At 69.1% G+C, this 23289-nt stretch carries 24 protein-coding genes; 13 read left to right on the top strand and 11 right to left on the bottom strand.

Going from position 1 to position 23289, the window contains the following annotated elements; genetic code table 11:
* The first annotated feature begins 22 nt into the window (after positions 1–22).
* Both ASG12_RS20445 and ASG12_RS20440 read left to right on the top strand, forming a co-directional pair.
* The gene (locus tag ASG12_RS20445) at positions 23–1993 is read left to right on the top strand and encodes a dynamin family protein (protein WP_082502192.1); all 1971 of its coding nucleotides are present in this window, start codon (positions 23–25) and stop codon (positions 1991–1993) included.
* Positions 1990–3459, top strand: coding sequence for a dynamin family protein (locus tag ASG12_RS20440; protein WP_055793608.1), 1470 nt, complete (start codon positions 1990–1992; stop codon positions 3457–3459). The genes ASG12_RS20445 and ASG12_RS20440 overlap by 4 nt, the downstream gene beginning before the upstream one ends.
* 20 nt (positions 3460–3479) lie before the next feature.
* Here the strand turns inward: ASG12_RS20440 and ASG12_RS20435 are convergent, their stop codons facing one another.
* The gene (locus tag ASG12_RS20435; RefSeq protein WP_055793606.1) at positions 3480–4124 is read right to left on the bottom strand and encodes a hypothetical protein; all 645 of its coding nucleotides are present in this window, start codon (positions 4122–4124) and stop codon (positions 3480–3482) included.
* A gap of 128 nt (positions 4125–4252) precedes the next feature.
* Between ASG12_RS20435 and ASG12_RS20430 the strand changes: the two genes are divergently transcribed.
* Positions 4253–5350 carry a rod shape-determining protein gene (locus ASG12_RS20430; protein ID WP_055793604.1) on the top strand — a complete coding sequence of 366 codons (1098 nt, stop codon included), beginning with the start codon at positions 4253–4255 and terminating at the stop codon, positions 5348–5350.
* A 9-nt stretch (positions 5351–5359) separates the two neighbouring features.
* Here ASG12_RS20430 and ASG12_RS20425 read toward each other — a convergent pair whose 3' ends face one another.
* Positions 5360–6529 carry an FAD-binding oxidoreductase gene (locus tag ASG12_RS20425; protein ID WP_055793602.1) on the bottom strand — a complete coding sequence of 390 codons (1170 nt, stop codon included), beginning with the start codon at positions 6527–6529 and terminating at the stop codon, positions 5360–5362.
* A gap of 87 nt (positions 6530–6616) precedes the next feature.
* On the opposite strand from ASG12_RS20425, the gene ASG12_RS20420 reads away from it, so the two are divergent.
* From ASG12_RS20420 to ASG12_RS20405, 4 genes are all read left to right on the top strand, one after another.
* Complete coding sequence (locus ASG12_RS20420; RefSeq protein WP_082502191.1) at positions 6617–7828, top strand: amidohydrolase family protein; 1212 nt, start codon at positions 6617–6619, stop codon at positions 7826–7828.
* 36 nt (positions 7829–7864) lie between these two features.
* Positions 7865–9313, top strand: a complete 1449-nt coding sequence (locus ASG12_RS20415; protein WP_055793956.1) for an LLM class flavin-dependent oxidoreductase — start codon at positions 7865–7867, stop codon at positions 9311–9313.
* 76 nt (positions 9314–9389) lie between these two features.
* Entirely contained in the window at positions 9390–11603 is a 2214-nt protein-coding gene (locus tag ASG12_RS20410) for a glycoside hydrolase family 3 C-terminal domain-containing protein (protein ID WP_055793600.1), read from the top strand.
* 41 nt (positions 11604–11644) lie between these two features.
* On the top strand, positions 11645–11839 hold the full coding sequence (locus tag ASG12_RS20405) for a hypothetical protein (RefSeq protein WP_055793598.1): 195 nt from the start codon (positions 11645–11647) through the stop codon (positions 11837–11839).
* Here ASG12_RS20405 and ASG12_RS20400 read toward each other — a convergent pair.
* The 7 genes from ASG12_RS20400 to ASG12_RS20370 form a co-directional block, all read right to left on the bottom strand.
* Positions 11810–12229, bottom strand: a complete 420-nt coding sequence (locus tag ASG12_RS20400) for a hypothetical protein (protein ID WP_055793595.1) — start codon at positions 12227–12229, stop codon at positions 11810–11812. The genes ASG12_RS20405 and ASG12_RS20400 overlap by 30 nt on opposite strands.
* Positions 12230–12302: 73 nt before the next feature.
* On the bottom strand, positions 12303–13049 hold the full coding sequence (locus ASG12_RS20395) for a MerR family transcriptional regulator (protein ID WP_055793594.1): 747 nt from the start codon (positions 13047–13049) through the stop codon (positions 12303–12305).
* A gap of 134 nt (positions 13050–13183) precedes the next feature.
* The gene (locus ASG12_RS20390; protein WP_055793592.1) at positions 13184–14932 is read right to left on the bottom strand and encodes a pyruvate dehydrogenase; all 1749 of its coding nucleotides are present in this window, start codon (positions 14930–14932) and stop codon (positions 13184–13186) included.
* Positions 14933–14971: 39 nt separating this feature from the next.
* A complete protein-coding gene (locus ASG12_RS20385; RefSeq protein ID WP_055793954.1) occupies positions 14972–15352 on the bottom strand; it encodes a VOC family protein in 381 nt (126 codons plus the stop codon).
* Between the two features lie 26 nt (positions 15353–15378).
* Positions 15379–16713, bottom strand: coding sequence for an acetyl-CoA hydrolase/transferase family protein (locus tag ASG12_RS20380; protein WP_055793590.1), 1335 nt, complete (start codon positions 16711–16713; stop codon positions 15379–15381).
* Positions 16713–17240 (bottom strand): MaoC/PaaZ C-terminal domain-containing protein, encoded by a 528-nt coding sequence (locus tag ASG12_RS20375; RefSeq protein WP_055793588.1) that lies wholly within the window; start codon positions 17238–17240, stop codon positions 16713–16715. Before ASG12_RS20375 ends, ASG12_RS20380 begins: the two co-directional genes overlap by 1 nt.
* Before the next feature lie 38 nt (positions 17241–17278).
* A complete protein-coding gene (locus ASG12_RS20370; protein WP_055793585.1) occupies positions 17279–18136 on the bottom strand; it encodes an aldolase/citrate lyase family protein in 858 nt (285 codons plus the stop codon).
* An 89-nt stretch (positions 18137–18225) separates the two neighbouring features.
* Between ASG12_RS20370 and ASG12_RS20365 the strand changes: the two genes are divergently transcribed.
* On the top strand, positions 18226–19104 hold the full coding sequence (locus ASG12_RS20365; protein ID WP_055793583.1) for a LysR family transcriptional regulator: 879 nt from the start codon (positions 18226–18228) through the stop codon (positions 19102–19104).
* A 25-nt stretch (positions 19105–19129) separates the two neighbouring features.
* Here the strand turns inward: ASG12_RS20365 and ASG12_RS20360 are convergent, their stop codons facing one another.
* Positions 19130–19546, bottom strand: a complete 417-nt coding sequence (locus ASG12_RS20360) for a DUF732 domain-containing protein (protein WP_055793582.1) — start codon at positions 19544–19546, stop codon at positions 19130–19132.
* A 166-nt stretch (positions 19547–19712) separates the two neighbouring features.
* Here ASG12_RS20360 and ASG12_RS20355 point away from each other — a divergent pair, with 166 nt between their 5' ends.
* Together ASG12_RS20355 and ASG12_RS20350 are read left to right on the top strand one after the other, a co-directional pair.
* The gene (locus ASG12_RS20355; RefSeq protein ID WP_055793580.1) at positions 19713–20354 is read left to right on the top strand and encodes an MBL fold metallo-hydrolase; all 642 of its coding nucleotides are present in this window, start codon (positions 19713–19715) and stop codon (positions 20352–20354) included.
* 92 nt (positions 20355–20446) lie between these two features.
* Positions 20447–20893, top strand: coding sequence for a hypothetical protein (locus ASG12_RS20350; RefSeq protein ID WP_156378205.1), 447 nt, complete (start codon positions 20447–20449; stop codon positions 20891–20893).
* 6 nt (positions 20894–20899) lie between these two features.
* Here ASG12_RS20350 and ASG12_RS20345 read toward each other — a convergent pair whose 3' ends face one another.
* A complete protein-coding gene (locus ASG12_RS20345; protein ID WP_055793577.1) occupies positions 20900–21613 on the bottom strand; it encodes a DUF1345 domain-containing protein in 714 nt (237 codons plus the stop codon).
* A gap of 100 nt (positions 21614–21713) precedes the next feature.
* On the opposite strand from ASG12_RS20345, the gene ASG12_RS20340 reads away from it, so the two are divergent.
* Genes ASG12_RS20340 through ASG12_RS20330 form a run of 3 tightly spaced genes read left to right on the top strand, consistent with a single transcriptional unit; the run spans position 21714 to position 23247 of the window.
* Positions 21714–22133, top strand: coding sequence for an SRPBCC family protein (locus tag ASG12_RS20340; protein ID WP_055793575.1), 420 nt, complete (start codon positions 21714–21716; stop codon positions 22131–22133).
* On the top strand, positions 22130–22588 hold the full coding sequence (locus tag ASG12_RS20335) for a MarR family winged helix-turn-helix transcriptional regulator (protein WP_055793573.1): 459 nt from the start codon (positions 22130–22132) through the stop codon (positions 22586–22588). Before ASG12_RS20340 ends, ASG12_RS20335 begins: the two co-directional genes overlap by 4 nt.
* A 38-nt stretch (positions 22589–22626) precedes the next feature.
* The gene (locus ASG12_RS20330) at positions 22627–23247 is read left to right on the top strand and encodes a DinB family protein (RefSeq protein WP_235457689.1); all 621 of its coding nucleotides are present in this window, start codon (positions 22627–22629) and stop codon (positions 23245–23247) included.
* The last annotated feature ends 42 nt before the right edge of the window (positions 23248–23289 follow it).

The following is a 23289-nucleotide window of genomic DNA, read 5'->3' as shown; positions in this document are numbered from 1 at the left end:
AGGTTGAGGTCGTCGACTCCCCATGCACGTCATCCCGACCGGCTCCGACGGAGCAGCGGCGCAGCAGGACGCGTCGGGGGCGCAGCTGGGTGACCTCCTCGGGCAGATGGCCCAGATCGCGATCGGGGTCGATCGCCACGACCTCGCCGAGCGTCTCGCGGGTGCCCGCACCCGCGTCACCGACCCGCGTCTGCGGATCGTCGTCGTCGGACCGCTCAAACAGGGCAAGAGCCAGTTCGTGAACTCGCTCCTCGGCGTCGACGTCTGCTCGGTCGGCGACGACGAGACGACCGCGGTGCCGACGCTGGTGTCGTACGCGGCGGAACCCGCCGCGCACTTGGTCCTCGACAGCGGGACCGACGAGCCCATCCGGGTGCCCGTCCCGCTGGCCGACATCCACGCGGTGACGCCGCGCAGTCCGCTCGCCGGCGGCCGCACCGTCCTGCGACTCGAGATCGCCGCGCCGAGCGCGTTGCTCGCCGATGGACTCGTCCTCGTCGACACCCCCGGGGTCGGCGGCCACGGCAACCCGCACGCCGCATCCACGCTCGGACTCATCCCGACCGCCGACGCGGTGTTCGTCCTCTCCGACGCCAGTCAGGAGTTCACCGAACCCGAGGTCGCCTTCCTGCGGCAGGTCACCGCGCTGTGCCCCACGGTGGCGTGCCTGATCAGCAAGACCGATCTGTACCCGCACTGGCGTGCCGTCGTCGACGCCGACCGAGCGCACCTGCAGCGCGAGGGCATCGACGTCCCCCTGCTGCCCATCTCGTCGGTGCTGCGGTCACATGCGTTGCGCCGCAACGACGATGCTCTCAACGCCGAATCGGGTTTCGCGGATCTCTACGCGTACCTGCGCGAGCGGGTCGTCGCCCACGCCGACACCATGACCCGGGCCTCGGTGGCGTCGGATCTGCGGTCGGTGTCCGAGCACCTGGCACTGACCCTGGGCAGCGAGCTCGCCGCGTTGCGCGACCCCGAGACCGCGGCCGCCGCGGTCGCCGGACTGCAGCGCGCGCAGGCCGCGGCGGCGCAGATGCAGACCACCTCGGCGCTGTGGCAGCAGACCCTCGCCGACGGCATCGGCGACCTCGCCTCCGACATCGACCACGACCTGCGCGACCGGTTGCGCGCGGTGACCCGCGAGGCCGAGAAGGCCGTCGAGGAAGGCGATCCCGGCAAGGACTGGCCGCAGCTGAGCGACTGGCTCGCCGACCAGATCGGGCTCGCGGTCGGCGACAACTTCGTGTGGGCGCAACAGCGGACGGTGTGGCTCGCGCAGCGTGTCGCCGACCATTTCGCGGCCGCGGGCGAGGTGGTGCTGCCCGATCTCGACATCTCCGATCTCGACGGCGTCTTCGACACCGTCACCGAACTCTCCGACCTCGAATCGGGCCGCATCGGCATCGGTCAGAAGATGCTCATCGGCATGCGCGGGTCGTACGGCGGCGTGCTCATGTTCGGTCTGCTGACCACCGTCGTCGGGCTCACCCTCATCAACCCGATCTCGGTCGGCGCCGGAGTCCTGTTGGGCACCAAGGCCTATCGCGACGAGAAGGAGGGCCGCATCGAGGGCCGGCGGGCCAAGGCGCGCCAGGCCATCGGCAAGTTCACCGACGACGTCAGCTTCCAGGTCGGCAAGGAGTCACGCGACCGACTGCGCCACACCCAGCGCGCGTTGCGCGACCACTTCGCCGCGGTCGCCGACCAGACCGCGCGATCGGTCAACGATTCGCTGAGGTCGGCACAGGAGGCCGCCTCGGCGCAGAGCGCGCGCCGCACCACGCGGATGGCCGAACTCGAGGCGCAACTGCACGCCGTCGGTGCCCTGCGCACCGTCGCGAACCAGCTCGAACCCCCGCCCGGTGCGATCGCGGTCGAACAGACCCGGCCGGTCGAACAGACCCGCCCGGTCGAACGGGCCCAGCCGGTCGCGCAGGGCGAACCGGAGCCGACACCGACGCGATCGATCGCGCGGCACCGCAAGCAGTGAGCACCCTCGACCGGACGCGAGCGCTCATCGAGGCCGCACGCGCCGCCCATCACGACGACCCGTGGATGGACCGCAGCCTCACCGAGTGCGCCGACCGCCTCGACGAACCGCTGCGCCTGGCGCTGGCCGGCTCGCTGAAGGCGGGCAAGTCGACGCTTCTCAATGCGCTGGTCGGCCAGGACATCGCACCGACCGACGCGACCGAGTGCACCCGCGTGGTCACCTGGTACCGCCGCGGCACCACACCGACGGTCACCGCGACCTACGACGGTGATCGCCGGATCGACATCCCCGTGCTGCGGCCCGACGGTCGGCTCACCTTCGACTTCGGGTCGCTCACCGCCGATCGCGTCGACCGCCTCGACGTCGCGTGGCCCGCCCGCACCCTGCAGTCGACCACCATCATCGACACGCCGGGCACCGCATCGCTGTCGCGGAAGGTCTCGGCGCAGACCGTCGACATGCTCACCCCGGACAACGGGGAGTCGGGTGCCGACGCCGTCGTCTACCTGCTGCGTTCGCTCACCCACACCGACACCGCGATGCTGGGACGCATCGGCCAGGCCATCGGCCGCGAATCGGGTCCGCTGGGCGTGGTGGGTGTCGTGTCCCGGGCGGACGAGATCGGTGCCGGCCGGATGGACGCGATGATGTCGGCGCGCGACGTCGCGGCTCGCTTCGCCTCCGAACTCGAACGGACCGGACTGTGTCAGGCGGTCGTCCCGGTCGCCGGACTGCTGGCGCTCGGCGCCCGCACCCTGCGCGAGGTCGAGTACCGCGCCCTGGTGGCCCTCGCCGGCGTCGCGCCCGACGACCTCGCCCTGGCGATGCTGTCGGCCGACCGGTTCTCCGCGCCGACCACCGACCTGCCCGTCGCGGCGGAGATCCGCGCGGCCCTGCTCGACCGGTTCGGGGTGTTCGGGGTCCGCATGGCGGTCACGCTGATCCGGCTGGGCAGCCCCGACAGCCCCACGCTGGCCGCCGAACTCGTCGAGCGCAGCGGGCTCGACGAACTCCGCGCGGTCATCGACGTGCAGTTCGGTCAGCGCACCGACCAGCTCAAGAGCCACACCGCGCTGGTCACCCTCGGGCGCATCCTCGACGGGAGCGACGCCCCCGGTTCCGCGGCCATCGCCGCCGACGTCCACCGGATGCTCGCCGACGTCCACGGCTTCACCGAGCTGCGTCTGCTCGGGCGGGTACGCGCCGGGGCCATCCACCTGCCGGAGCACCACCTCGAGGAGCTGACCCGCGTCGTCGGCGGTGTCGGCATCGATCCGGTGGTGCGGCTCGGTCTCGATCCCGACGCGGGCACCGATGCCGTGCGCACCGCGGCGCTCGACGTGATCCGGACGTGGCGGGCGCGCGCGACGCACCCCCTGCTCGACCGGCCCACCGCCCTGGCCTGCGGTGTCGCCGCACGCAGCGCCGAAGGTGTGCTCGCCGCGCTGCCGACAGACCGCTGACCCGGGATCGATGCAGCGTTTCAGCGTGTCGGCGCGGCCTTCAACCAGCGGGTGACGTCGCCGGTGAACATGAGTCCGGTCGCGACCGCCGCGAGCACGGCCACCACGAAGGGCAGGAACGTCACCGCCGGGTTGAGCACGTCGCGCGCGGGCGACAGCACGGTCCAGAACGCGATCGACCCGACGACGGTGATGACGCCCATCGTCGTCAGTGTCCCGCGACCGCCGATCACGCGTTCCCGCAGACGGATCGATCCGTAGATCACCAGCAGCAGCACGATCACGCAGACACCGCCGGCGGCGACCATCGCGATGTCGACGGTGTTGGCGATGTCGCGCGGCGCCGTCGTCGGATTGTCCGAGGCCAGGGATCGGCGCAGCTCAGACCGTGCGGGGCCTTGGTCGAGGGCGACGAGGGCGGCCGTGGCCGCCAACGCCACGAGCGCGAGCACCCACATAACGATGCCGAGGTCGATCACCCGCGGTCGGCGGTCGTCGACGGGGGCGCGCATCGGCGTGACGGCGACCTGCGGCCGCTGCGGACGGGGCGCCTCGTCCCCACGCGATCGGTCACCGAGGGATCCCGCTGCGGTCGACGGGCGGATCGCGGGCCGACGGTCGTCGGGCGCACCCGGGTGGTCGGGCTCATCGCGGACGTCGGACATCACCTGAGCGTAACGACGCCACAGATGTGCCGCGGCCGCGACACGGCATCACGATAGGGTCTGCGCAGGAAAGCAGCGTCGGCCGCAACCGACGGTGAGATCACCGATGAGAACGAGGTACCCCGGTCATGGCTCAGGTGTTGGGAGTCTCGGTCACCGATCTCCAGATCGCCTCGGTGGTCATGGAGGTCTCCACCGGCAACGTGCTGGCCCGCAACGTGGTCGATCTCGCCGACGACTCGCCTGAGTCGGTGTTCGACGCGATCTCGCAGCTCGTCGAGACCGCCCCGTTCGAGGTCGAGTCGATCACCGTCGCGTGTGCGCGCCGCAGCATGCAGGTCGCGCTGCACAACACGATCACCGGCGGTACCGCAGGCGCCCCGGACTGGTACGCCCGCACCACCATCACCGACACCCCGTTCGCTTTCGCCAATGTCGCTGCGGCACAATCCGATCAGCGCGGCGTGGTCGTCGTCATCGATCTCGCCGAGAACGCGATCCCGTTCAACGAACTGTCCATCGCGGCGGTCGACACCGAATCGGCCAGCGTGGTCGGGGCCGTGCAACTGCCGGCCGGTGGTGAGCGCGAACCGGTCACCGAACCGACCGGTGCGGCCACCGTGGCCGCGGCGTTCGATCTGCTGCCCACCACCGACGCCGGTCGGCGCGGCGTGTTCGTCGTGGGTCCGGGGGCGTCGCTCGCCGGTGTCGGTCCGGCGCTGGAGTACGAGACGCAGCTGCCCGTACAGATCGCCGACGAGCCGACCTTCTCGGCGGCCCACGGCGCCGCCCTGCACGGACGTAACCGCGGCACGGGCGCCGGTGCCCGCAACCGATGGCTCATCCTCGGCGCCGCGGCGGCCGCCGCCGCGGTACTCGCCGCGATCGTGGTGGCCGTCGTGCTGCTCTCCGGTGGCGACGACTCGCCCACACCGGCCGTCGTGAGCGAGACGGTCAGCGCGCCGACCACCACGTCGTCGACGCCGAGCAGCACCTCGCGACGTCCCTCGACCACCACGACGACCGCCGAGGCACCCGTCGAGCAGGTCCCCGAGACCGCCGAGCAGGCACCGCCCCCGCGCGACACCGTCACCGTCACCCAGCCCCCGCGGACCATCACCCGCACCACGACCCCGCCGACCACCACCACGACCACATCAACGACAACGTCCACGACGACCACGTCGCCCAAGCCGCCGGTCGGCGAATCGGCCGTTCAGCAGTAACAGTTCAGCTCAGATCGGGTCGTGATCGATCATGCGTCCGGGTATCCCGGCGATGATCAGGGTGCGACGGGTGTTCTCGATCATCGGTGCCGATCCGGCGATCACCACCTGGGTGTCGGGGGGTGCTCCCGCGTCGAGCGCGGCACCGACCTCCGATCCGACGACGTCGTCGAGACGGCCGATCCGATGGCGGATGTGCAGCGCGTCGGCGTCGATGGTGCGGGTCAGCCACCACGGGTTGGTGTCCTCCTCCGACACCACCGTCACCGACAGCCACGGGTTGGTACCGGCCAGCCTGGCGAGGTTCGGTGCCTCGTAGAGCTCGCCGGGGTAGCGCGTGCCGTAGTAGAGCCGTGTCGGCGGGGTGTCGGCGCGGCGTGCCATCTGCAACAGCAACGCGCGGATCGGCGCGATGCCGGTGCCGCCGGCGACCAGGACCGATTCGCGTGTGGGGTCGATCGTCAGCGTCCCGTGACTCTGGGCGAACCGCCACACGTCACCGACGGCGGTCTCGCCCACGATCGCCGAGCTGACCGTCCCGCCGGGGATCGCCCGTACGTGGAACTCGAGTTCGCCGTGCGGGTTCGGCGGTGTCGACGGTGACAGGTGTCGCCACATCCGGGGCCACTGCGGGATCGACACCTCGAGGTACTGGCCGGCCACGTGCGGTGGCGGATGGTCGGCGACGAGTCGGACCACCGCGAGGTCGCGCGACATGCGGAACTTCTCGACCACCCGCGCGGTCCAGGTCGCCGGCCCCGGCGCGGTCTGCGCCGCCCCGCGCATCACGCCGGTGGTGAGCATCAGGGCCTGCGTGGTGATGGTGGCGAGTTCGTGGTCGTAGTCGTCGCCCATCGTCGCCGAGATCTCGGCGAGCATGGCGTTGCAGAACACGTCGTAGTCGGCCGGCGCGACCCCGTACTTGCGGTGGTCGCGACCCAGCTGCGCCAGGAGCGCGACGAGATCCTCGTGCGAGGCCGTGTCGGGGAAGACCTCCAGCACGTGGTCGAGCACGCCGAACAGGGCTGCGCGCTGGTGGGCCATGGTGGCTCCGAAGAGGTCGCGCAGGGCCGGGCGGATGGTGAACAGGCGGGTGTAGAAGTCGGCGACGAAACGGTCGGGCTCGGCCTCGATCCGCTCACGCACCAGCGCCAGTCCCCGGCGCGTGTGACCACCCATCGCCGAACTCGCCCTTCGTCGTCTCTCGCCGCAGATCTCGCCGCGCCCACCGCGCGTGGGCCGTCACCACGTTAGTACAGTCACATCATGGAGCCATCCGACGACGACACCGAGCACGCGACCGGCGTCTCGGAACCCTTTGCGTCGGTGGACGATAGCGCGTCGGCGACCTCGGGACGCGGTGCACTCGCCGGTGTGGTGTCGGGCATCGTCGACGCACACATGCACCAGTGGGACCCGGTCACCACCCCGCGGGAGTCGAACCGCGTGGCGCGGGTCTACCGTTTTGCGCCCGCCGTCGGCGACCGACTCTTCCGTCTCGCGAACCAGGCCGATCGCGAGATGGCGCTCACCCCGCGCTTCCTGCTGCGGCCCTATCTCCCCGAGCACTATCTGCGCGACGTCGCCGACGTCGAGGCCACCGCCGGCGCACCGATCTCCTCGGCGGTCCACATCGAGGCGTCGTGGCAGGGGTCGGATCCGATGGCGCCCGCCGGGGAGACCCGCTGGATCGACGCGCTGCCCTTCGGCGTCGCCGGCGCCCCGGCCCTCGCGGCCATCGTCGGTCACGCGCAACCCCGCGACTCCCACCTCGGGGCGCTGCTGTCGATGCACGAACGCTCGGCGCAGCGGGCGCCGTTCCGTGGGATCCGCACGATGGCGGCGCACCACCCCGACCCGAAGGTGCGCGACTGGACCGACACCCCGCACCTGCTGGCGTCGCGTGACTTCCTCCACGGCTTCGCGCGGGTCGCCGAGCGCGGTCTGTCCTTCGAGGCGTGGGTCTACTCGCATCAGTTGCACGACGTCGCCGTGCTGGCGCGCGAGTACCCGGAGGCGACGATCGTCCTCGACCACTACGCCACCCCGGTCGGTGTGTTCGGTCCGATGGGCGCCCGCACCGGTCACACCGCCGCCGCCCGCGCCGACATCCTCGCCCGGTGGCGCGACGGGATGGCCGAGGTCGCCGCCTGCCGCAACGTTGTCGCGAAGCACTCCGGGGTCGCCTTCTCGTTCCTCGGGTACGGCCACCAGTCGTCGGGCAACATCGGCAGTCAGGCGACGCTGACCGACATGATGGGGCCGCTCATCGCCCACACCACCGACCTGTTCGGCCCCGACCGACTGATGTTCGGATCGAACTTCCCCATCGACAAGCCCAACGCGAGTGTCGCCACCATCGTCGGAACGCTCCTCGACGTGCTGGCCCCGCGTGGCCCGGAACTGCTGCGCAAGGTGTTCCGCGACAACGCCGTTCGGGTGTACCGCCTCGATGAGGAGTCCTCCGACCCACGCTGAGCGCAATCGTGGTGCGAAACGATGATCGCCGCGACGATGGACCCAGGTCTGTCTATCGAGGAGTCGTCCGTGTCGCGTCCCATCCGTTTCAACGCCTTCGACATGAACTGTGTCGCCCACCAGTCGCCGGGTCTGTGGCGCCATCCGCAGGACCGATCCTGGGACTACACCACCCTCGACTACTGGGTGGAGCTGGCGAAGCTGCTCGAGACCGGCGGTTTCGACGGACTGTTCATCGCCGATGTGTTGGGCACCTACGACGTCTACGCCGGCACCGACGAGGCCGCCATCCGCCAGGGCGCGCAGACCCCGGTCAACGACCCGCTGCTGCTGGTGTCGGCGATGGCGTACGCGACCGAACACCTCGGGTTCGGGATCACCACCGGCACCGGGTTCGAGCATCCCGTCCCGTTCGCGCGCCGCATGTCGACACTCGACCACCTGACCAAGGGCCGGATCGGCTGGAACGTGGTCACCGGCTACCTGCCGTCGGCGGCCCGCAACATGGGTGAGACCGACCAACTCGCCCATGACGCCCGCTACGACCACGCCGACGAATACCTCGAGGTGCTCTACAAGCTGTGGGAGGGCTCGTGGGAACGCGACGCCGTGCGTCGCGACCGCGAAGCCGGGGTGTTCGCCGATCCGGCGAAGGTCCACCACATCGGCCATCGCGGAGAACACTTCTCCGTGCCGGGCATCCATGTCTCCGAGCCGTCGCCGCAGGGTTCGCCGGTGATCTACCAGGCCGGCGCCTCACCGCGGGGACTCGCCTTCGCCGCCGGCAATGCCGAGGCCATCTTCGTCGCGGCTCCCACCAAACCGCTGCTGCGCGAGACGGTCTCGAGGGTCCGCGCCGCACTCGTCGACGCCGGGCGCAAGCCCTACGACGCCAGGATCTACACGCTGCTGACCATCATCACCGACGCCACCGAGGAGGCCGCGCAGGCCAAGGCCGCCGAGTACCGCAGCTATGCCAGCGCCGAGGGGTCGCTGGTGTTCATGTCGGGCTGGATGGGGATCGATCTGTCGAGCTACGACCTCGACGAGCCGATCGGCAACGTCGAGTCGAACGCGATCCAGTCCGCCGTCGCGTCGTTCCAGCAGGCGTCCGACACCGGCAAGGAGTGGACCGTCGGTGACATCGCCGCGTGGGGCGGTATCGGTGGGATGGGCCCTGTGCTCGTCGGGTCGGGTGAGAGCATTGCCGACCAGCTGCAGAGCTGGGTCGACGAGACCGACGTCGACGGTTTCAACCTCGCCTACGCCGTCACCCCGGGCACCTTCCGCGATGTCGTCGAGCACGTCATCCCGGCGCTCGAGCGTCGTGGCGCGTACGAGCGCGAGTACACCCCGGGAACACTGCGGCACAAGCTGTTCGGCGAGGGGGATCGGCTACCCGATCGTCACCGCGGCGCGTCCTACCGCGTCGGCGGCGTCAACTCCACCATCGACGACTCGGTGCGTTCGGGACTGGGCGTCTGACGTCGCCGGGTTCACCACCCCACGTACCAGGTCCCGACACGGGTCCGTCCGTAGGGTTGCAGGTGGAGGTGCCCTGATGACCGAACCCGCATTGTCTGACCTGTCACTCGAGGACAAGGCCGCCCTCGGGAGCGGCGCCGACTTCTGGACGACCAAGGCGGTCGGGTCGGTTCCGTCGCTCATGCTGACCGACGGCCCACACGGCGTACGCAAACAGACCGGCGCGAGTGACCATCTCGGTCTCGCGGGCAGCGAACCCGCGACGTGCTTCCCGCCCGCGGTCGGACTCGGCCAGAGTTGGGATACCGATCTGGTCCACCGGGTGGGGGAGGCGCTCGGCCGGGAGGCGCGGGCGCTCGGCGTCGACGTCCTGCTCGGCCCGGGCGTCAACATCAAACGCGATCCGCGCTGCGGCCGGAACTTCGAATACCTGTCCGAGGACCCCGTGGTCGCCGGTGTCCTCGGGGCCGCGTGGGTGACGGGCGTCCAGAGCGTCGGTGTCGGGACGTCGCTGAAGCACTTCGCCCTGAACAACGCCGAGACAGATCGGATGCGTTCGAGCTCCGACATCGACCCGCGTCCGATGCACGAGATCTATCTCCGTGCGTTCGCCCACGTCGTCCGGACCGCGCGCCCGTGGACGGTCATGTGTTCCTACAACCGCATCAACGGCGTCTACGCCGCCGAGAACCCGTGGCTCCTGACCGAACTCCTGCGTGAGACATGGGGTTTCGATGGTGCCGTGGTCAGCGATTGGGGTGCGGTGCGCGACCGCGTCGCCGCGGTCCGTGCGGGTCTCGACCTGGAGATGCCGGGAGCGGGTACCGCGGCGGATGCAGAGGTGGTCGAGGCGGTCCGTGCCGGTGAGTTGTCTCCGAACGCGGTCGACCGTGCCGCTGCCGCCGTGGCCGGACTGGCGCACCGGGTGCATCGCGGACGGGAGAACTCGGTCGCCGCGGACCTCGACGCCCATCACCGCCTCGCCCGTGAGGCCGCCGCCCGCAGCATCGTGTTGCTGAAGAACGACACCGACCTGCTGCCCCTTGCTCCGGGCACCTCGATCGCCGTCCTCGGCGCGTTCGCGCAGTCACCCCGCTACCAGGGTGGCGGCAGCTCGCATGTGAACCCGACCCGTCTCGACATCCCCCTGGACGAGATCCGCGCGCAGGCCGGGACCGACGCGGTGACCTTCGCGCCCGGCTTCACCACCGACGGGTCCGGTGACGCCACGGCCCTGCGCGACGACGCGGTCCGCACCGTGGCCGACGCCGAGGTGGCGGTGCTGTTCCTGGGTCTGGGTGATGACCAGGAGTCGGAGGGATTCGACCGCGAACACATCGAGATCCCCTCCGATCAGCGGGAACTCGTCTCCGCGGTGGTGCAGGTGCAGCCGCGGACCGTCGTGGTGCTCGCTCACGGTGGCGTGCTGCGCCTGGCGCCGATCGCCGAGGTCGTCCCGGCCATCCTCGACGGCGCCCTGCTCGGCCAGGCCGGTGGCGGCGCGATCGCCGACGTGCTGTTCGGCGCCGTCAACCCGTCCGGGCGCCTCACCGAGACGGTGCCGGTCCGCCTGCAGGACTGCCCGTCGTACCTCGATTTCCCCGGCGAGAACTCGCACGTCCGGTACGGCGAGGGAATCCACGTCGGCTATCGCGGGTACGACGCCCGCGGGCTGGATGTCACCTTCCCCTTCGGACACGGGTTGTCCTACACCGACTTCGACCACACCGACCTGTCGGTCACCGCCGACGACACCGGCATCGACGTCGACGTCACCGTCACGAACACCGGTGACCGGGCGGGACGCGAGGTGGTGCAGGTCTACGTCACGACAACCGATTCGCGGGTGACCCGGCCACCTCGTGAACTGAAGGGCTTCGCGACCACGCCCCTCCTCGAACCCGCTGCGTCCGAGCGCGTCTCGATACGGATCGACCGCTCCGACCTCGCCTACTGGGATGTGCGCCGCGACGACTGGACCGTCGAGGACGGCGACTACGTTGTCGCCGTGGGTGCATCGAGTCGCGACCTCCGCGTCACCGACACCGTGCACATCATGGGCGACGACGACTCGGTCCCGATCACCTGGCAGTCCACCCTCGCCGAGGCCCTGACCGACCCGGTGATCGGGAAGGCCATCGCGGGGATGATGCCCGCCGGAGCGTCGGACGGCGGTGATGCGCTCGGCACCGACATCGTGAAGATCATGGGCTCGATGCCCCTCGACCGGCTCGCCCGGTTCGGGATCGCATCGGGCGCGCTGACCGAACTCCTCGGTGACGGCGCCTGAGGGGTCCATGAGTGTCGGGGGTGCCGACTACCCTCGCCACCGTGCCGGGAATCGCAGACCAGCAGACCGTCGACCGGCTTCGGCTCGTGGTCGCCGCCGACTTCGGAACGGCGCTCGTCGCGCACGACCTGTCACACCTCGACCGGGTGGCCCGCACCGCGCGCGACATCGCCGAGGTGGACCACCCGACCGATACGCGTCCCTCGTCAGGAATCGACCACACCGACCGCGGGTAGACCGAACTCCCCGGTCACCGTGACCACCACCGGTCCGCGACCGGTGACTGCTGTTGTCGGGGTTGCGCCGACCCGGGCCGAACCTGCACGACCGTTGGCGACGTTGAGCCACGACACCGTCTCTCGACGATTTCCGAACGTGCGTCCGGACCGGTCGAACGATGCGCGTAGAGCGCCGACGGTGAACCGGACCGTTCCGGTCCCGTTGGTCGCAGCGTCCACGATGACGTGGGCGGCCGCTATCTCGCCGCCGAAGAAGTCGTATCGGATCGGATGCGACACATACGCCGGCGCTGCCGAAGCGGGACCCGCTCCGGCAGCGACGAGACCACCGGCCACGGTCAGGGTCGCGGCGATCGTGCGGATCAGGGCGTTCGGTGACGATGCCATGCGGTCTCCTCGAGGCGGTGGGGTTCTCTCCACCGACCCTATCGGTACCGACCCGTACCACGTTACCTGTCGATCAGTCCGCCTGGTTCGCGCGGCGGATGAAATCGATCTGTTCCGGGGTGGGGCCACCGAAGTTCTTCTGGATCTCCTCGGTGTTCTCCTCCTGCATCCGGTACATACCGTCGCGCAGTCCGGGGTCGCCGCCGTGAAACTGCTCCAGCAGTCCCATCCACTCGGCCGCCAACGCGCCGGCCTTCTCCGACGCCGGGTCCATCCCGGCCGCGATCGCCGCGTCCACCTCGGCGATCAGCGACGGCCACCGGTTCTCGACCGCGCGGATCTGGTCCTCGCCCAACTCTTCTCGTCGGACCGCCAACGCTGCGAGCTGGTCGGCGTCGAAATAGTTCTCCACTCGTGCATCCACTGTCATCACCTTCCTGATGAGGTCGAGGAGGTCGGTGTCGGTGGGTCGGGTGCGTCGACGCACCGTCGCGAGGACGGTCGCCATGTGGGTCTGCAGTTTCTGCATCGCCACGAGCTGCGCATCGACGTGGTCGGCGTGCGCGACGAGCATCGCCTCGAGCGATGTCTCGCCGTTGATCGCGTCACTGATCTGGTCCAACGACAACCCGAGCTGCCGTAGCGCCAGGATCTCGTAGAGCCGCGTGACGTCCTCGCCGCCGTAGAGGCGATATCCCGCACCGCTGCGGCGCGACGGACTCAACAGCCCGATCTCGTCGTAGTGGTGCAGGGTCCGCACCGTGAGTCCGGTCAGCTCCGCGAGTTGTCCGACGCGATAGAGCTTCTCGGACTCACCCATTTCCGAACACCTTCTCCCCCGTCACCTTCTCCTGAGTCGGCCACCGGGTGTGGCCGAGGAGATCGACGCTAGAGCCGCACGCAACGTGAGGGTCAAGCGCCGATTCTCGCCGGTGGACGACGACAGCGGCATGATCAGGGGCGCGGCACGTTGCGCAGGTTCGACTTCGCCATCTTCATGGCCTCGCCCACCCCGCCGTTCAGCACCACCTTGCTCATCGCGAGCGCGAAGCCCTTCAGCTGTGTACCGGTGAGCTTCGGCGGCACCGACAGCGCCAACGGGTCGGTGATCAGTTGCACCAGGGCGGGGCCGTCGTGTGCGAGGGCCTCGGCGATGGCGCCGGAGATGTCGGTGGGCTCGGTGACGCGTCGGCCGTGGATGCCGACGGCGTTGGCGATGGCCGCGTAGTCGACCGGCGCGACGTCGACGCCGAAGTCGGGGAGGCCGTCCACCAGCATCTCCGCCTTGACCATGCCCAGGGTCGCGTTGTCGAACAGCATGATCTTCACCGGGAGCTTGTACATCGCGACGGTGAGGATCTCCGAGAGCAGCATCGACAGGCCGCCGTCGCCGGAGATCGAGATGACCTGACGACCCGGTGCGGCGCTCTGCGCACCGATCGCGTGGGGCAGCGCGTTCGCCATCGATCCGTGCAGCATCGACGCGATGAACTTCCGTCGCCCGGTGGGGTTGATGAACCGCGCGGTCCACACGTTGCACATGCCGGTGTCGGTGGTGAACACGGCGTCATCGGCCGCAAGGTCGTCGAGGATCGACGCCGCGTACTCCGGATGTATCGGGACGAGCTTCTCGGCCTTCGTCGTGTACGCGCCGATCACGTTGTTCATCAGATGGTCGTGCTTGGTCAGCCAGGTGTCGAGGTAGCGACGGTCGGTCTTGCGTGTCACCAACGGTTCGAGCGCGCGCACCGTCGCACCCACATCGCCGCACACGGGCAGCGTCACCGCGGTGCGTCGACCGATCTTCGTCGGGTCGATGTCGACCTGCGCGGTGGTCACGTCGGGGAGGAACTGTGCGTACGGGAAGTCGGTCCCCAGCAGGATCAGCAGGTCGGCGTCGTGGATGCCCGCGTGTGCGGCGCCGTACCCGAGCAGTCCGGTCATGCCCACATCGAAGGGGTTGTCGTACTGGATGAACTCCTTGCCGCGCAGGGAGTGTCCGATCGGTGCACCGATCTTCTCCGCCAGCGCCACGACCTCGTCGTGGGCGCCCTTCACGCCGTAGCCGGCGAAGATCGCGACCTTCTCGGCGGCGTTGATGGCGTCGGCGAGTTTCTCGATGACGTCGGTCGGCGGGGTGACGGTCGGCGTCGCCGGGATCGATACGGGATCCATGGCCGCGGTGGCCGATTCCTCGGCGATGTCGCCGGGCAGGGTGAGCACCGCGACACCGTTGCCGGTGACGGCGGACTGGATCGCGGCCCGGAACATCCGCGGCGCCTGATCGGTGGTCAGGATCAGCTCGTTGAACAGCGAGCACTCGCCGAAGAGCCGGTCCGGATGCGTTTCCTGGAAGTAGCCGGAGCCGATCTCGCTGCTCGGGATGTGCGAGGCGATGGCGAGCACGGGTGCACCGGAGCGGTGGGCGTCGTAGAGACCGTTGATGAGATGCAGGTTTCCGGGGCCGCACGATCCGGCACAGACGGCGAGCTGCCCGGTGGTCTGCGCATCGGCGGCGGCGGCGAAGGCCGCCGCTTCCTCGTGGCGGACGTGGATCCAGTCGATGCCGCCCTTGGCCGAGCCGCCGGATCGGCGGACGGCGTCGACGACGGGATTGAGGCTGTCGCCCACGATCCCGTAGATCCGCGTCACACCTGCGTCGATGAGGCCGGAGATGAGTTGGTCGGCAATGGTGGTCGCCATGGTGCGCTCCTCGTGGTCGGGATCAGATGGGGGTGCGGGTCAGATCGGGTGGGACAGCTCGATCAGGTTCTCGTCCGGGTCGCGGACGTAGACACTCAGGATCGCCCCGGTCGCGCCCGTCCGTTCCACCGGACCCTCGACGACAGGGACACCGGCCGCGCGGAGTTCGGACACGACCTCGTCGATGGGTGTCGAGACGAGCAGGCACAGATCGGCGCTACCCGGGGTGGGCCGGTCGGCTTTCGGTTCGAACTCGTGGCCGGCCTGATGCAGGTTGATCTTGCTCCGACCGAACGTCAGTGCCGTGCGACCGGAGCCGAAGGTGTGCTCGGTCATCCCGAGAACCGAGGTGTAGAACCGGACGGTCGCGGCGGGATCGGCGACGGTGAGGACGAGATGGTCGAGCGCTTCGATCTGCAAGGTGGCTCCTTCGGATCGGCGATACATCAGATGAGGTGGCGTTCGCGCGCGGCCCCGGTGAGCTCGGCGCGGTGATCGGGATGGGCCAGGGCGATCAGCGACTGGGCCCGCTGGGTGGACGACAGCCCCTTGAGATCGACCATGCCGTACTCGGTGGCCACGTGGTGGACGTCGTTTCGTGCGGTGGTCACCGGTCCGGACAACCGCGGCACGATCTTGCTGATCGTCCCGCCGCGCGCGGTCGAGGCGAAGGCGATCACCGACAGGCCGCCCGTCGAGTTGTAGGCACCGCGCACGAAGTCGACCTGACCGCCGGCCGCACTGTACTGGTGGCCGTTGATCCACTCGGAGTTGCAGGCACCGGTGAGGTCCATCTCCAGGGTCGAGTTCACCGAGACGACGTTGTCGTTGAGGGCGATGACCGCGGGGTCGTTCACGTGGTCGACGGGGTGGCTCTCCACTCCCCGGTTGTCGTCGAGGAAATCGTAGAAGGCTTTGTCCCCCATGGCGAAGGTGAACACCGACGTGCCCCGGTGGGTGGTCTTGTACCTGTTGGTCACCACGCCGGATTCGATGAGCCCGGCGAGCGCGGGGGTGAGCACCTCGGAGTGGATACCCAGATCCGTTCGATCGGAGAGTGCCTCGCACACCGCCTGCGGCAGTCCACCGACACCGATCTGCAGGCAGGCGTGCTCGGGCACCAGTTCGGCGACACGGCGTGCGATGGTGCGATCGATGTCGCCGATCGGGCGTTGCGGCAGTTCGGGGAGATCCTCGTCGTGCTCGACGATGGCATCGACCTCCGACACGTGCAGTGCCGAGGCGCCGAACACCCGCGGCATGTGGGAGTTGACCTCGACGACGAGTCGTTTCGCCTGTCGGGCAACCGAACTGGTGTAGTCGTTGTTGGTCCCGAAGGTGAAGTAGCCGTTGGAGTCCATCGGCGACACCGTGACGAGAAAGGTGTCGACCGGGATCGCATCGGCGAACAGGCGGATGGACTGGCTGAACGCGGTGGGCACGAACGAGACCACCTTGCGTCCGTCGCGATCGCCCTGCTCGATCAATTCCCGCTCGGCGCGCTGCAGGAACATCGAGTGCGGACGCAGCGCCCCCATGAGTTCATAGCGGAGCAGGCTGTCCTGCATGGGTTGTTCGGCGTGGAAGTAGTAGAGCTTCACCTCGTCGATCTCGCCGGCGCGGGCGCGGTCGGCGAGCGCGCGCATCAATGCGGGTGGCTGTCCGGCGGCCTGGCCCAACGCGACGGTCGACCGACTCTCGACCTGCTCCACCGCGGTGTGGGCGTCGGTGAGCTTGGACGCGTACACGGTGGCTGTCCGTCCGGGTGTCGTGGTGGTCATCAGTAGTTCGCCTCCTCTTCGGGCGCGTGACCGCGCTTGTGGATCAACATGGTTCGTTCGAACGTCATCACCACGTCACCGTCCTGGTTGGTGCCGGTCGTCTCGACGGTGACGATGCCCTGGGTGGGGCGGCTCCTCGACTCCCGCGTGGCGAGGATGGTGCTCGACGCGTAGAGGGTGTCGCCGGCGAACACGGGATGGGTGGCTCGCACCTTGTCCCACCCAAGGTTCGCGACCACCTTCGCGCTCACGGTGCGCACGCTCATCCCGGTGAGCATCGCGATCGTGAGGGTGGAGTCGACGAGCATCTTCTTCCATTCGGTCGCCGCGGCGTAGGCGGCGTCGAAATGGACCGGCTGGGTGTTCATGGTCAACAACGTCATCCAGATGTTGTCGGTGTCGGTGATGGTGCGACCCGGGCGGTGCTCGAAGGTGTCGCCCACCACGAAGTCCTCGAAGAACAGACCAGAGGTCTCGCGATAGGTGTTCGGGCCGGTCTCCCGATACGCGGCGAGGATCGGATCCATGTGCTACTCCTTGCTGTTGTGATGCGGTGGGTGTGATGTCAGCGCCCGGCGCGGGCGAGTATCCGGCGTGCGCGGCGTGCGACGGCCTCGTCGATCATCTGGCCGTCGACGGTGCCCACGCCGCGAGACGCGACGTCGACAACCTCGGTGGCCCATGCGATCTGCTCGGCGGGCGGCGTGAAGCCGGCGGTGATGGTCGCGATCTGCCCGGGGTGGATGGCCGCCTTCGCCGCGCAGCCGCTGCGCACGGCGTCGTCGACCGACCGGGTGAGTCCGTCGGCGTCACCGATGTCGAAGAACGGACTGTCGATGACGGGTACCCCGGCGGCCGCGGCCGCGTGCAGGACCGTGTTCCGCGCCTGCGCCACGACGGTGCTCGTCTGCTCGGCCCCGAGATCGCCGGCCATGTCGGCGGCCCCGAACATCACTGCGGCTATGGGTGCTCGGCCATCGCCGAGGATCGAGGCGATGTCGACGACCCCGCGGGCGGACTCGATCATCACGACCAGATCGGCGACCACCCCTGCCTCGGTGAACACGTCCGCGATCAGATCCACCGTCGCAGCCGATTCGACCTTCGGAACCACGAGATAGTGAGGGGCCCGGTTGTTCTCGGTGATGGCCAGGACATCGCGGAGACCTGCAGTCGACCCGGGTGTGTTGATCCGGACGGCACGTCGCGTGTCGATGTCCCTGTCGCGCAGGGCCGTCAGCTCGTCGACCACCAGTGCGCGAGCGCGATCCTTGTCGCCGGGGGCGACGGCGTCCTCCAGATCCAGGAGGGCGACACCGGCACCGACCCGCTCGGCGATGTCGAAGTGGCGGGGATCGGTGCCCGGGGTGAACAGCCACGAGGTCGGGATCCCAAGGGTGGGGGATTGCCGGTTCGTTGTCATGACGTCGACGCTACGACCGGCCGGACTGTCGCGTCCATCGATAGTTGTGCATCGTATGCTTGCGTGAAACGCAACTAAAGGGGGGTGCCGTGGAGCTGTACCAACTGCGGTATTTCCATGCGGTGGCCGATCTCGGCGGCCTTCGCGCGGCCGCCGAGAACCTCGTGGTGTCACAGTCCGCGGTGAGTCGGGCCATCGCCGCGCTCGAGAGTGAGATCGGGGTGCCGCTGTTCACCCGTCGCGGTCGCGTCAAGGAACTGAACCGCTACGGGGCCGCGTTCCGCGAGTCCACCCGAGATGTCGCGCGCACCATCGACATCGGGGTGTCGGCGGTCCGTGAACTGGCCGGGGTCGCGGCGGGCACCGTCTCGGTCGGGTTCCTGCACTCGCTGGGTGCGACCCTTGTCCCGAGGGCGATCCATGAGCACCGCCGCACGCATGACGGCGTGGGATTCGAACTCCATCAACGGTCGGGGCGCGACGTCATCAGCGATCTCGCCGCGGGGGTGACCGACCTCTGCATCAGTGTGCCGGGACTGTTCGACGAATCGCTCGACGTCTCGTGGACGCCGCTCTACACCGAGAAGTTGCTCGTGGTGGTCCCGCGCGGACACCGGTTCGCCACCCGGAAGCGACTGCGATTCGCGGAATTGGCGGACGAGGCCGTCGTGGCCCTCGACGGCGAACACACACTGCGCCACGTCTTCGACGCGGCGTGTGCCCGATTCGACATCGCGCCGCGGATCACGTTCGAGGGCACCGACATCGGGACGTTGCGCGGACTGGTGGGCGGTGGACTCGGGGTGGCGCTCCTGCCGTCGGCGCCTGCGCCGCGGGACGACGTGGTGGAGATCCCGCTGGGCGACGCCGGGGTGGTGCGGGTGATCGGGGTCGGGTGTATCGGCGACCGCTATCTCCCGCCGGCGGCCGTCGCCTTCCGCGACACCATGGCGACCATGGTCGGGTGAGGCGACGGCCTCGAGCGTGGGTCGATCAGCCGATCAATTTGCCGGTCTCGGTGGCGCAGTAGAGCGGAACCGCGGTGCGGACGAAGTTGAGCGCCTTGCCGGCGTCGTCGTTGTACTTGTCCTTCACGCTGTCGGCGGCCTCGGCGGCGCTCTTGCCGCCCTTGAGGTCCTCGCACACGTCCTTGGCCTCGTCGACCATGTCGTCGTCGCTGCCGAACTTCAGGTTCGCGACACCGAGTGCGGCGACGAATCCGGCGTCACGGGTGTTCGATGCGGCGTTGCCTGCCGAGTCGGCGGCCTTCGAGGCGGCGCTGCCGATGTCGTCGGCGGCATTGTTGGCGGCGCTCGTCGCCGAGTCGGCGGCACTGCCGGTGTCGGAGTCGGAACATCCGGCCAGGACCAGCGCGCTCGCGGCGATCGCGGCGAAGATCAGCTTCTTCATGTGTGCCCCACATCTGTCGTCGCCGGCGGATCTCGACGGCGGCCATCAGTATCGCCCAGCGGTGTGGCGCCTTCGCCGAATGCGACAAACCCGTTATCCGTCGGAGCCGTGTGTAGGTTCGTGATCAGCCCCATCTCAGAACCGCTGCCCGAGTCAGGAGCCCGCAATGAAGCTGACCAAACACACCCACGCCTGTGTGGTCGTCGAGTCGGAATCGGCGACGATCCTCGTCGACCCCGGTGCGTTCGGATCGGAATCGGCCGACCTGCTCGCCACCGCCGACGCCGTGGTGATCACCCACGAGCACTTCGACCACCTCGACGTCGAGAAGATCGGCGATGCCCTCACCGCGCGACCCGACCTACCGCTCTACGGTCCGCCGTCGATCGCCGGTCTGATCGAGGGCCACGCCGACCGCATCACCACGGTCACCGCGGGCGACTCCTTCTCCGTCGGCGACGTCGACGTCACCGTGCACGGCGAGCGCCATGCCGTCATCCACCCCGACATCCCCGTCATCGACAACGTCGGCTACCTCTTCGGCGGGCGCATCTTCCACCCGGGCGACTCCTACGAGGTGCCCGAGGCCGACGTCGAGGTGCTGCTGGTCCCGATCAGTGGACCGTGGATGAAGATCGGTGAGGCGGCCGATTTCATCCGCGCGGTGGCGCCGCGCCGGTCCATCGCGATCCACGAGATGCTGCTGTCCGACGTCGGCAAGAGTCTCGCCGACAACTTCCTCGGCACCGACGGTCTCACCGAGGTGTCGCTGGAGCAGCCGACCCCGGGCACGGTCATCGAGATCTGATCTTTGGGGATCACCCCCTACCTGTGCACAACTCCCGGTTCGGCGGCGGTCACGTCACGGCGCGGTCGGTGCCCACTGCGACGTTGGCGTGCATGGGAATCCGCTACTACGCCTATCCGGTCCGCGCCGAACTGATCGAGCACGCACGCTCCGATCCTCGGCTGTTCATCTCCGACGACCCGCTGATGGACGCATGGGGTGATCCCGGCGATCGTCCACCGATGCTCTATCTCGACAAGGCGTGGCGGGCCCTGCAGGAACTATTCGGTGACCGCCCTTGCGCGGCGCTGGTGCGCGGCCAGGTCACCATGTGCGGCAACGGCTTCGAGTACGACCCCTGGCTCGGGGTCCTCGATCCCGACGAGGTCGCCGACGTGGCCCGCGACGTGGTGCTGATCGAGCCTCCGATCGCCGTCCCCGGACGCCCCGAGCGCGTCCTGTTCGAGGCCGACTACGTGGGCCGGTACCTGGCGGCCGCGCAGGAATTCGCGTGCGCACTCGCCGATGCCGACTCGGGGCTGGTCTATGTGATCGGGTGAGTCCGGTCAGTTCAGGATGTTGATCGCGCGGGCGAGCACCATCGCCACGGTGGCGAGCGCGATCACCGACTGGATCATCATCGCCAGCTTCGCCCAGCGGCTGAGCGGCATCGTGTCGGTGGGGCTGAAGGCGGTCGCGTTCGTGAACGACACGTAGAGGTAGTCGGCGAAGCGTGGCTCCCAGTCGGGATCGGAGACGTCGGGCGTCGTCATCTGGGGGAACAGGAAATCGGGGTACTGCCGGGTGCCCGTGGCACGGGTGGCCGGTCCGCCACGGTCGAGATCCCAGTACCAGAGCCCGAAGATGATGATGTTGGTCAGATACACCGCCCCGCCGGTGGCGAGCAGCGCCGCGGCCGACACCTTGTGGTCGCCGGAGATGATGTCGGTCACCAGCCGCACCGCCGCGTAGGCGTTGGCCAGGCTGGCGACGGCGATCAGTGCGAGGCTCGCCGAACGCAGGGGCCGCGATGCCCGGTCGATCCGCAGTGGGTTCGCGATCACCAGCATTGCCAGCAGCGCCAGCTCGATCCCCGGCAGCAGATAGCGCGACGACAGGTTCAGTCGTTGCGGCAGTGCGAGTTGCAGGGCGATCACGGCGACGATGGCCGCCGCGGCCGCCCATCGCGGCTCGCCCTCGGTGATGCGACGCCAGGCGGGCAGTGCCTCGGCCTCGATGCGCCGGCTCAGGTGACGGTCCCCGGTGTCGCGATCGGTCATGTCGGCGATTGTGCGCCCTGAGGCCTGCGACGGGAATGCGGTGTCGGCGAAGTCCGTTATAGTATGCGCGCATACTAAACTGCCGAACGAAGGAGCGGTCATGTGGAGTGTCGAGATCGCCGGTGAGAGCACGGCGTCCCCGGATGCGCTGTACGCACGGTGGGCCGATGTCGGTACCTGGTCGGAGTGGAACGACGACGTCGCGCGCATCGAGATGACCGATGCGTTCGCGCCCGGGGCGCGGGCGCAGATGGTGTTCGGCGACGGCTCGTCGCTGCCGTTCGAGATCACCTGGGTCGAGCCCGGTCGCGGGTACGAGGACCTGACCGAGATCCCCGACGCCGGTGTCGCGGTCCGGGTTCGACACACCGCCGAACCCGATGGCGACCGGACGCGGATCACCTACCGGTGTGAGGTCACCGGCGCCGACGACGACACCTGCGCGGCTGTCGGGGCCGGGGTGTCGGAGGATTTCGGTGCCGTGATCGATGGTCTCGCACGCATCGTCGAGGGCCGGTGAGCGCGAGCCTCCCTCCCGCGGAGAGTCCGGGACTGCTCCTGTGGCGGGTCACGCTCGCCTGGCAGCGCGCCATCACCGCCGCGCTGCGACCCCTCGACCTCACCCACGTGCAGTTCGTACTGTTGGCGAGTACGTGGTGGCTCACCGAGAACGAGTCGGTGCCGCCCACCCAGCGTCGCATCGCCGATCACGCCGGCACCGACGCGATGATGACGTCGCAGGTGCTGCGCGCACTCGAGGCGCGGGGCCTCGTCGAGCGTCGGCCCGATCCGGTCGACGCCCGGGCGAGGTCGGTGCGACCCACCCCGTCCGGCGAGCGACTGGCGCGAGAGGCCGTCGCCGTGGTCGAGGCGATCGATCACGACTTCTTCGCGCCCGTCGGCAGCCGAGATGCGGTCGCGCTGCTGACCCGTCTGGCGCCCGACAGAAGTCGATCGACACCGCGTGAGAGTTGAGGACCGTAGCTGTCCGCAATGGCTGTGAAGCTCTCTCCATGACGACCACCGAGACCATGATCATCACCGAGACGCAGGGAGCCACCATGACCACCGACACCACCGCCACGACCATCGACGAGCGCGGCGAACTGCTTGCCGAGTTGGCGCAGGCACGGGCCTTCCTCATCGGGACCGTCGAGGGCCTCAGCGACGAGCAACTCGGCCTGACGCCCACCGCGAGCGCGCTCTGCCTCGGCGGGCTGATCAAGCATGTCGCCTCGACCGAGGCCGCGTGGACGAGGTTCGTCGTCGAGGGCACCTCCGGCATGGAGCTCGTGCTGCCCGACGGTGTGACCTGGGACGACCTGATGTCGGGCACTGCGCACACGTACCCGCAGTGGGCGATCGACCGTCAGAACGAATTCCAGATGCTGCCCGGTGACTCGCGCGAATCCATCCTGTCGGAGTACGCCGCCGTCGCGGCACGCACCGAGGACGTCATCGCCTCCGCCGGCGATCTGTCCCGGTCGACCCCGCTGCCCGAGGCGCCGTGGAACACCCCGGGTGCGTCGTGGAGCATCCGCCGGGTGCTGATCCACCTGGTGTCGGAGACCGCCCAGCACACCGGCCACGCCGAGATCATCCGCGAGAGCATCGACGGCCGCACCACCATGTGACCCGCCGTTCGAGCCGTGCAGTAGTGGTCGGGAAGACCAGAA

Origin of the sequence: Williamsia sp. Leaf354 (assembly GCF_001424365.1) — a bacterium.
Lineage (GTDB): Bacteria > Actinomycetota > Actinomycetes > Mycobacteriales > Mycobacteriaceae > Williamsia_A.
The sequence above is the reverse complement of the archived record's forward strand: the minus strand, read 5'-3'. Positions and strand labels throughout refer to the sequence as shown.

What these genes read in the sequence shown, in the direction of transcription:
- ASG12_RS20410 (WP_055793600.1), top strand. Translation starts at nt 9,390, where the DNA reads ATGACCGAACCCGCATTGTCTGACCTGTCACTCGAGGACAAGGCCGCC.
- ASG12_RS20425 (WP_055793602.1), bottom strand. Translation starts at nt 6,529, where the DNA reads ATGGGTGGTCACACGCGCCGGGGACTGGCGCTGGTGCGTGAGCGGATC.
- ASG12_RS20355 (WP_055793580.1), top strand. Translation starts at nt 19,713, where the DNA reads ATGAAGCTGACCAAACACACCCACGCCTGTGTGGTCGTCGAGTCGGAA.
- ASG12_RS20340 (WP_055793575.1), top strand. Translation starts at nt 21,714, where the DNA reads ATGTGGAGTGTCGAGATCGCCGGTGAGAGCACGGCGTCCCCGGATGCG.
- ASG12_RS20345 (WP_055793577.1), bottom strand. Translation starts at nt 21,613, where the DNA reads ATGACCGATCGCGACACCGGGGACCGTCACCTGAGCCGGCGCATCGAG.
- ASG12_RS20435 (WP_055793606.1), bottom strand. Translation starts at nt 4,124, where the DNA reads ATGTCCGACGTCCGCGATGAGCCCGACCACCCGGGTGCGCCCGACGAC.
- ASG12_RS20420 (WP_082502191.1), top strand. Translation starts at nt 6,617, where the DNA reads ATGGAGCCATCCGACGACGACACCGAGCACGCGACCGGCGTCTCGGAA.
- ASG12_RS20360 (WP_055793582.1), bottom strand. Translation starts at nt 19,546, where the DNA reads ATGAAGAAGCTGATCTTCGCCGCGATCGCCGCGAGCGCGCTGGTCCTG.
- ASG12_RS20370 (WP_055793585.1), bottom strand. Translation starts at nt 18,136, where the DNA reads ATGACAACGAACCGGCAATCCCCCACCCTTGGGATCCCGACCTCGTGG.
- ASG12_RS20445 (WP_082502192.1), top strand. Translation starts at nt 23, where the DNA reads ATGCACGTCATCCCGACCGGCTCCGACGGAGCAGCGGCGCAGCAGGAC.
- ASG12_RS20395 (WP_055793594.1), bottom strand. Translation starts at nt 13,049, where the DNA reads ATGGGTGAGTCCGAGAAGCTCTATCGCGTCGGACAACTCGCGGAGCTG.
- ASG12_RS20400 (WP_055793595.1), bottom strand. Translation starts at nt 12,229, where the DNA reads ATGGCATCGTCACCGAACGCCCTGATCCGCACGATCGCCGCGACCCTG.
- ASG12_RS20380 (WP_055793590.1), bottom strand. Translation starts at nt 16,713, where the DNA reads ATGACCACCACGACACCCGGACGGACAGCCACCGTGTACGCGTCCAAG.
- ASG12_RS20415 (WP_055793956.1), top strand. Translation starts at nt 7,865, where the DNA reads ATGGACCCAGGTCTGTCTATCGAGGAGTCGTCCGTGTCGCGTCCCATC.
- ASG12_RS20390 (WP_055793592.1), bottom strand. Translation starts at nt 14,932, where the DNA reads ATGGCGACCACCATTGCCGACCAACTCATCTCCGGCCTCATCGACGCA.
- ASG12_RS20430 (WP_055793604.1), top strand. Translation starts at nt 4,253, where the DNA reads ATGGCTCAGGTGTTGGGAGTCTCGGTCACCGATCTCCAGATCGCCTCG.
- ASG12_RS20375 (WP_055793588.1), bottom strand. Translation starts at nt 17,240, where the DNA reads ATGGATCCGATCCTCGCCGCGTATCGGGAGACCGGCCCGAACACCTAT.
- ASG12_RS20350 (WP_156378205.1), top strand. Translation starts at nt 20,447, where the DNA reads ATGGGAATCCGCTACTACGCCTATCCGGTCCGCGCCGAACTGATCGAG.
- ASG12_RS20330 (WP_235457689.1), top strand. Translation starts at nt 22,627, where the DNA reads ATGACGACCACCGAGACCATGATCATCACCGAGACGCAGGGAGCCACC.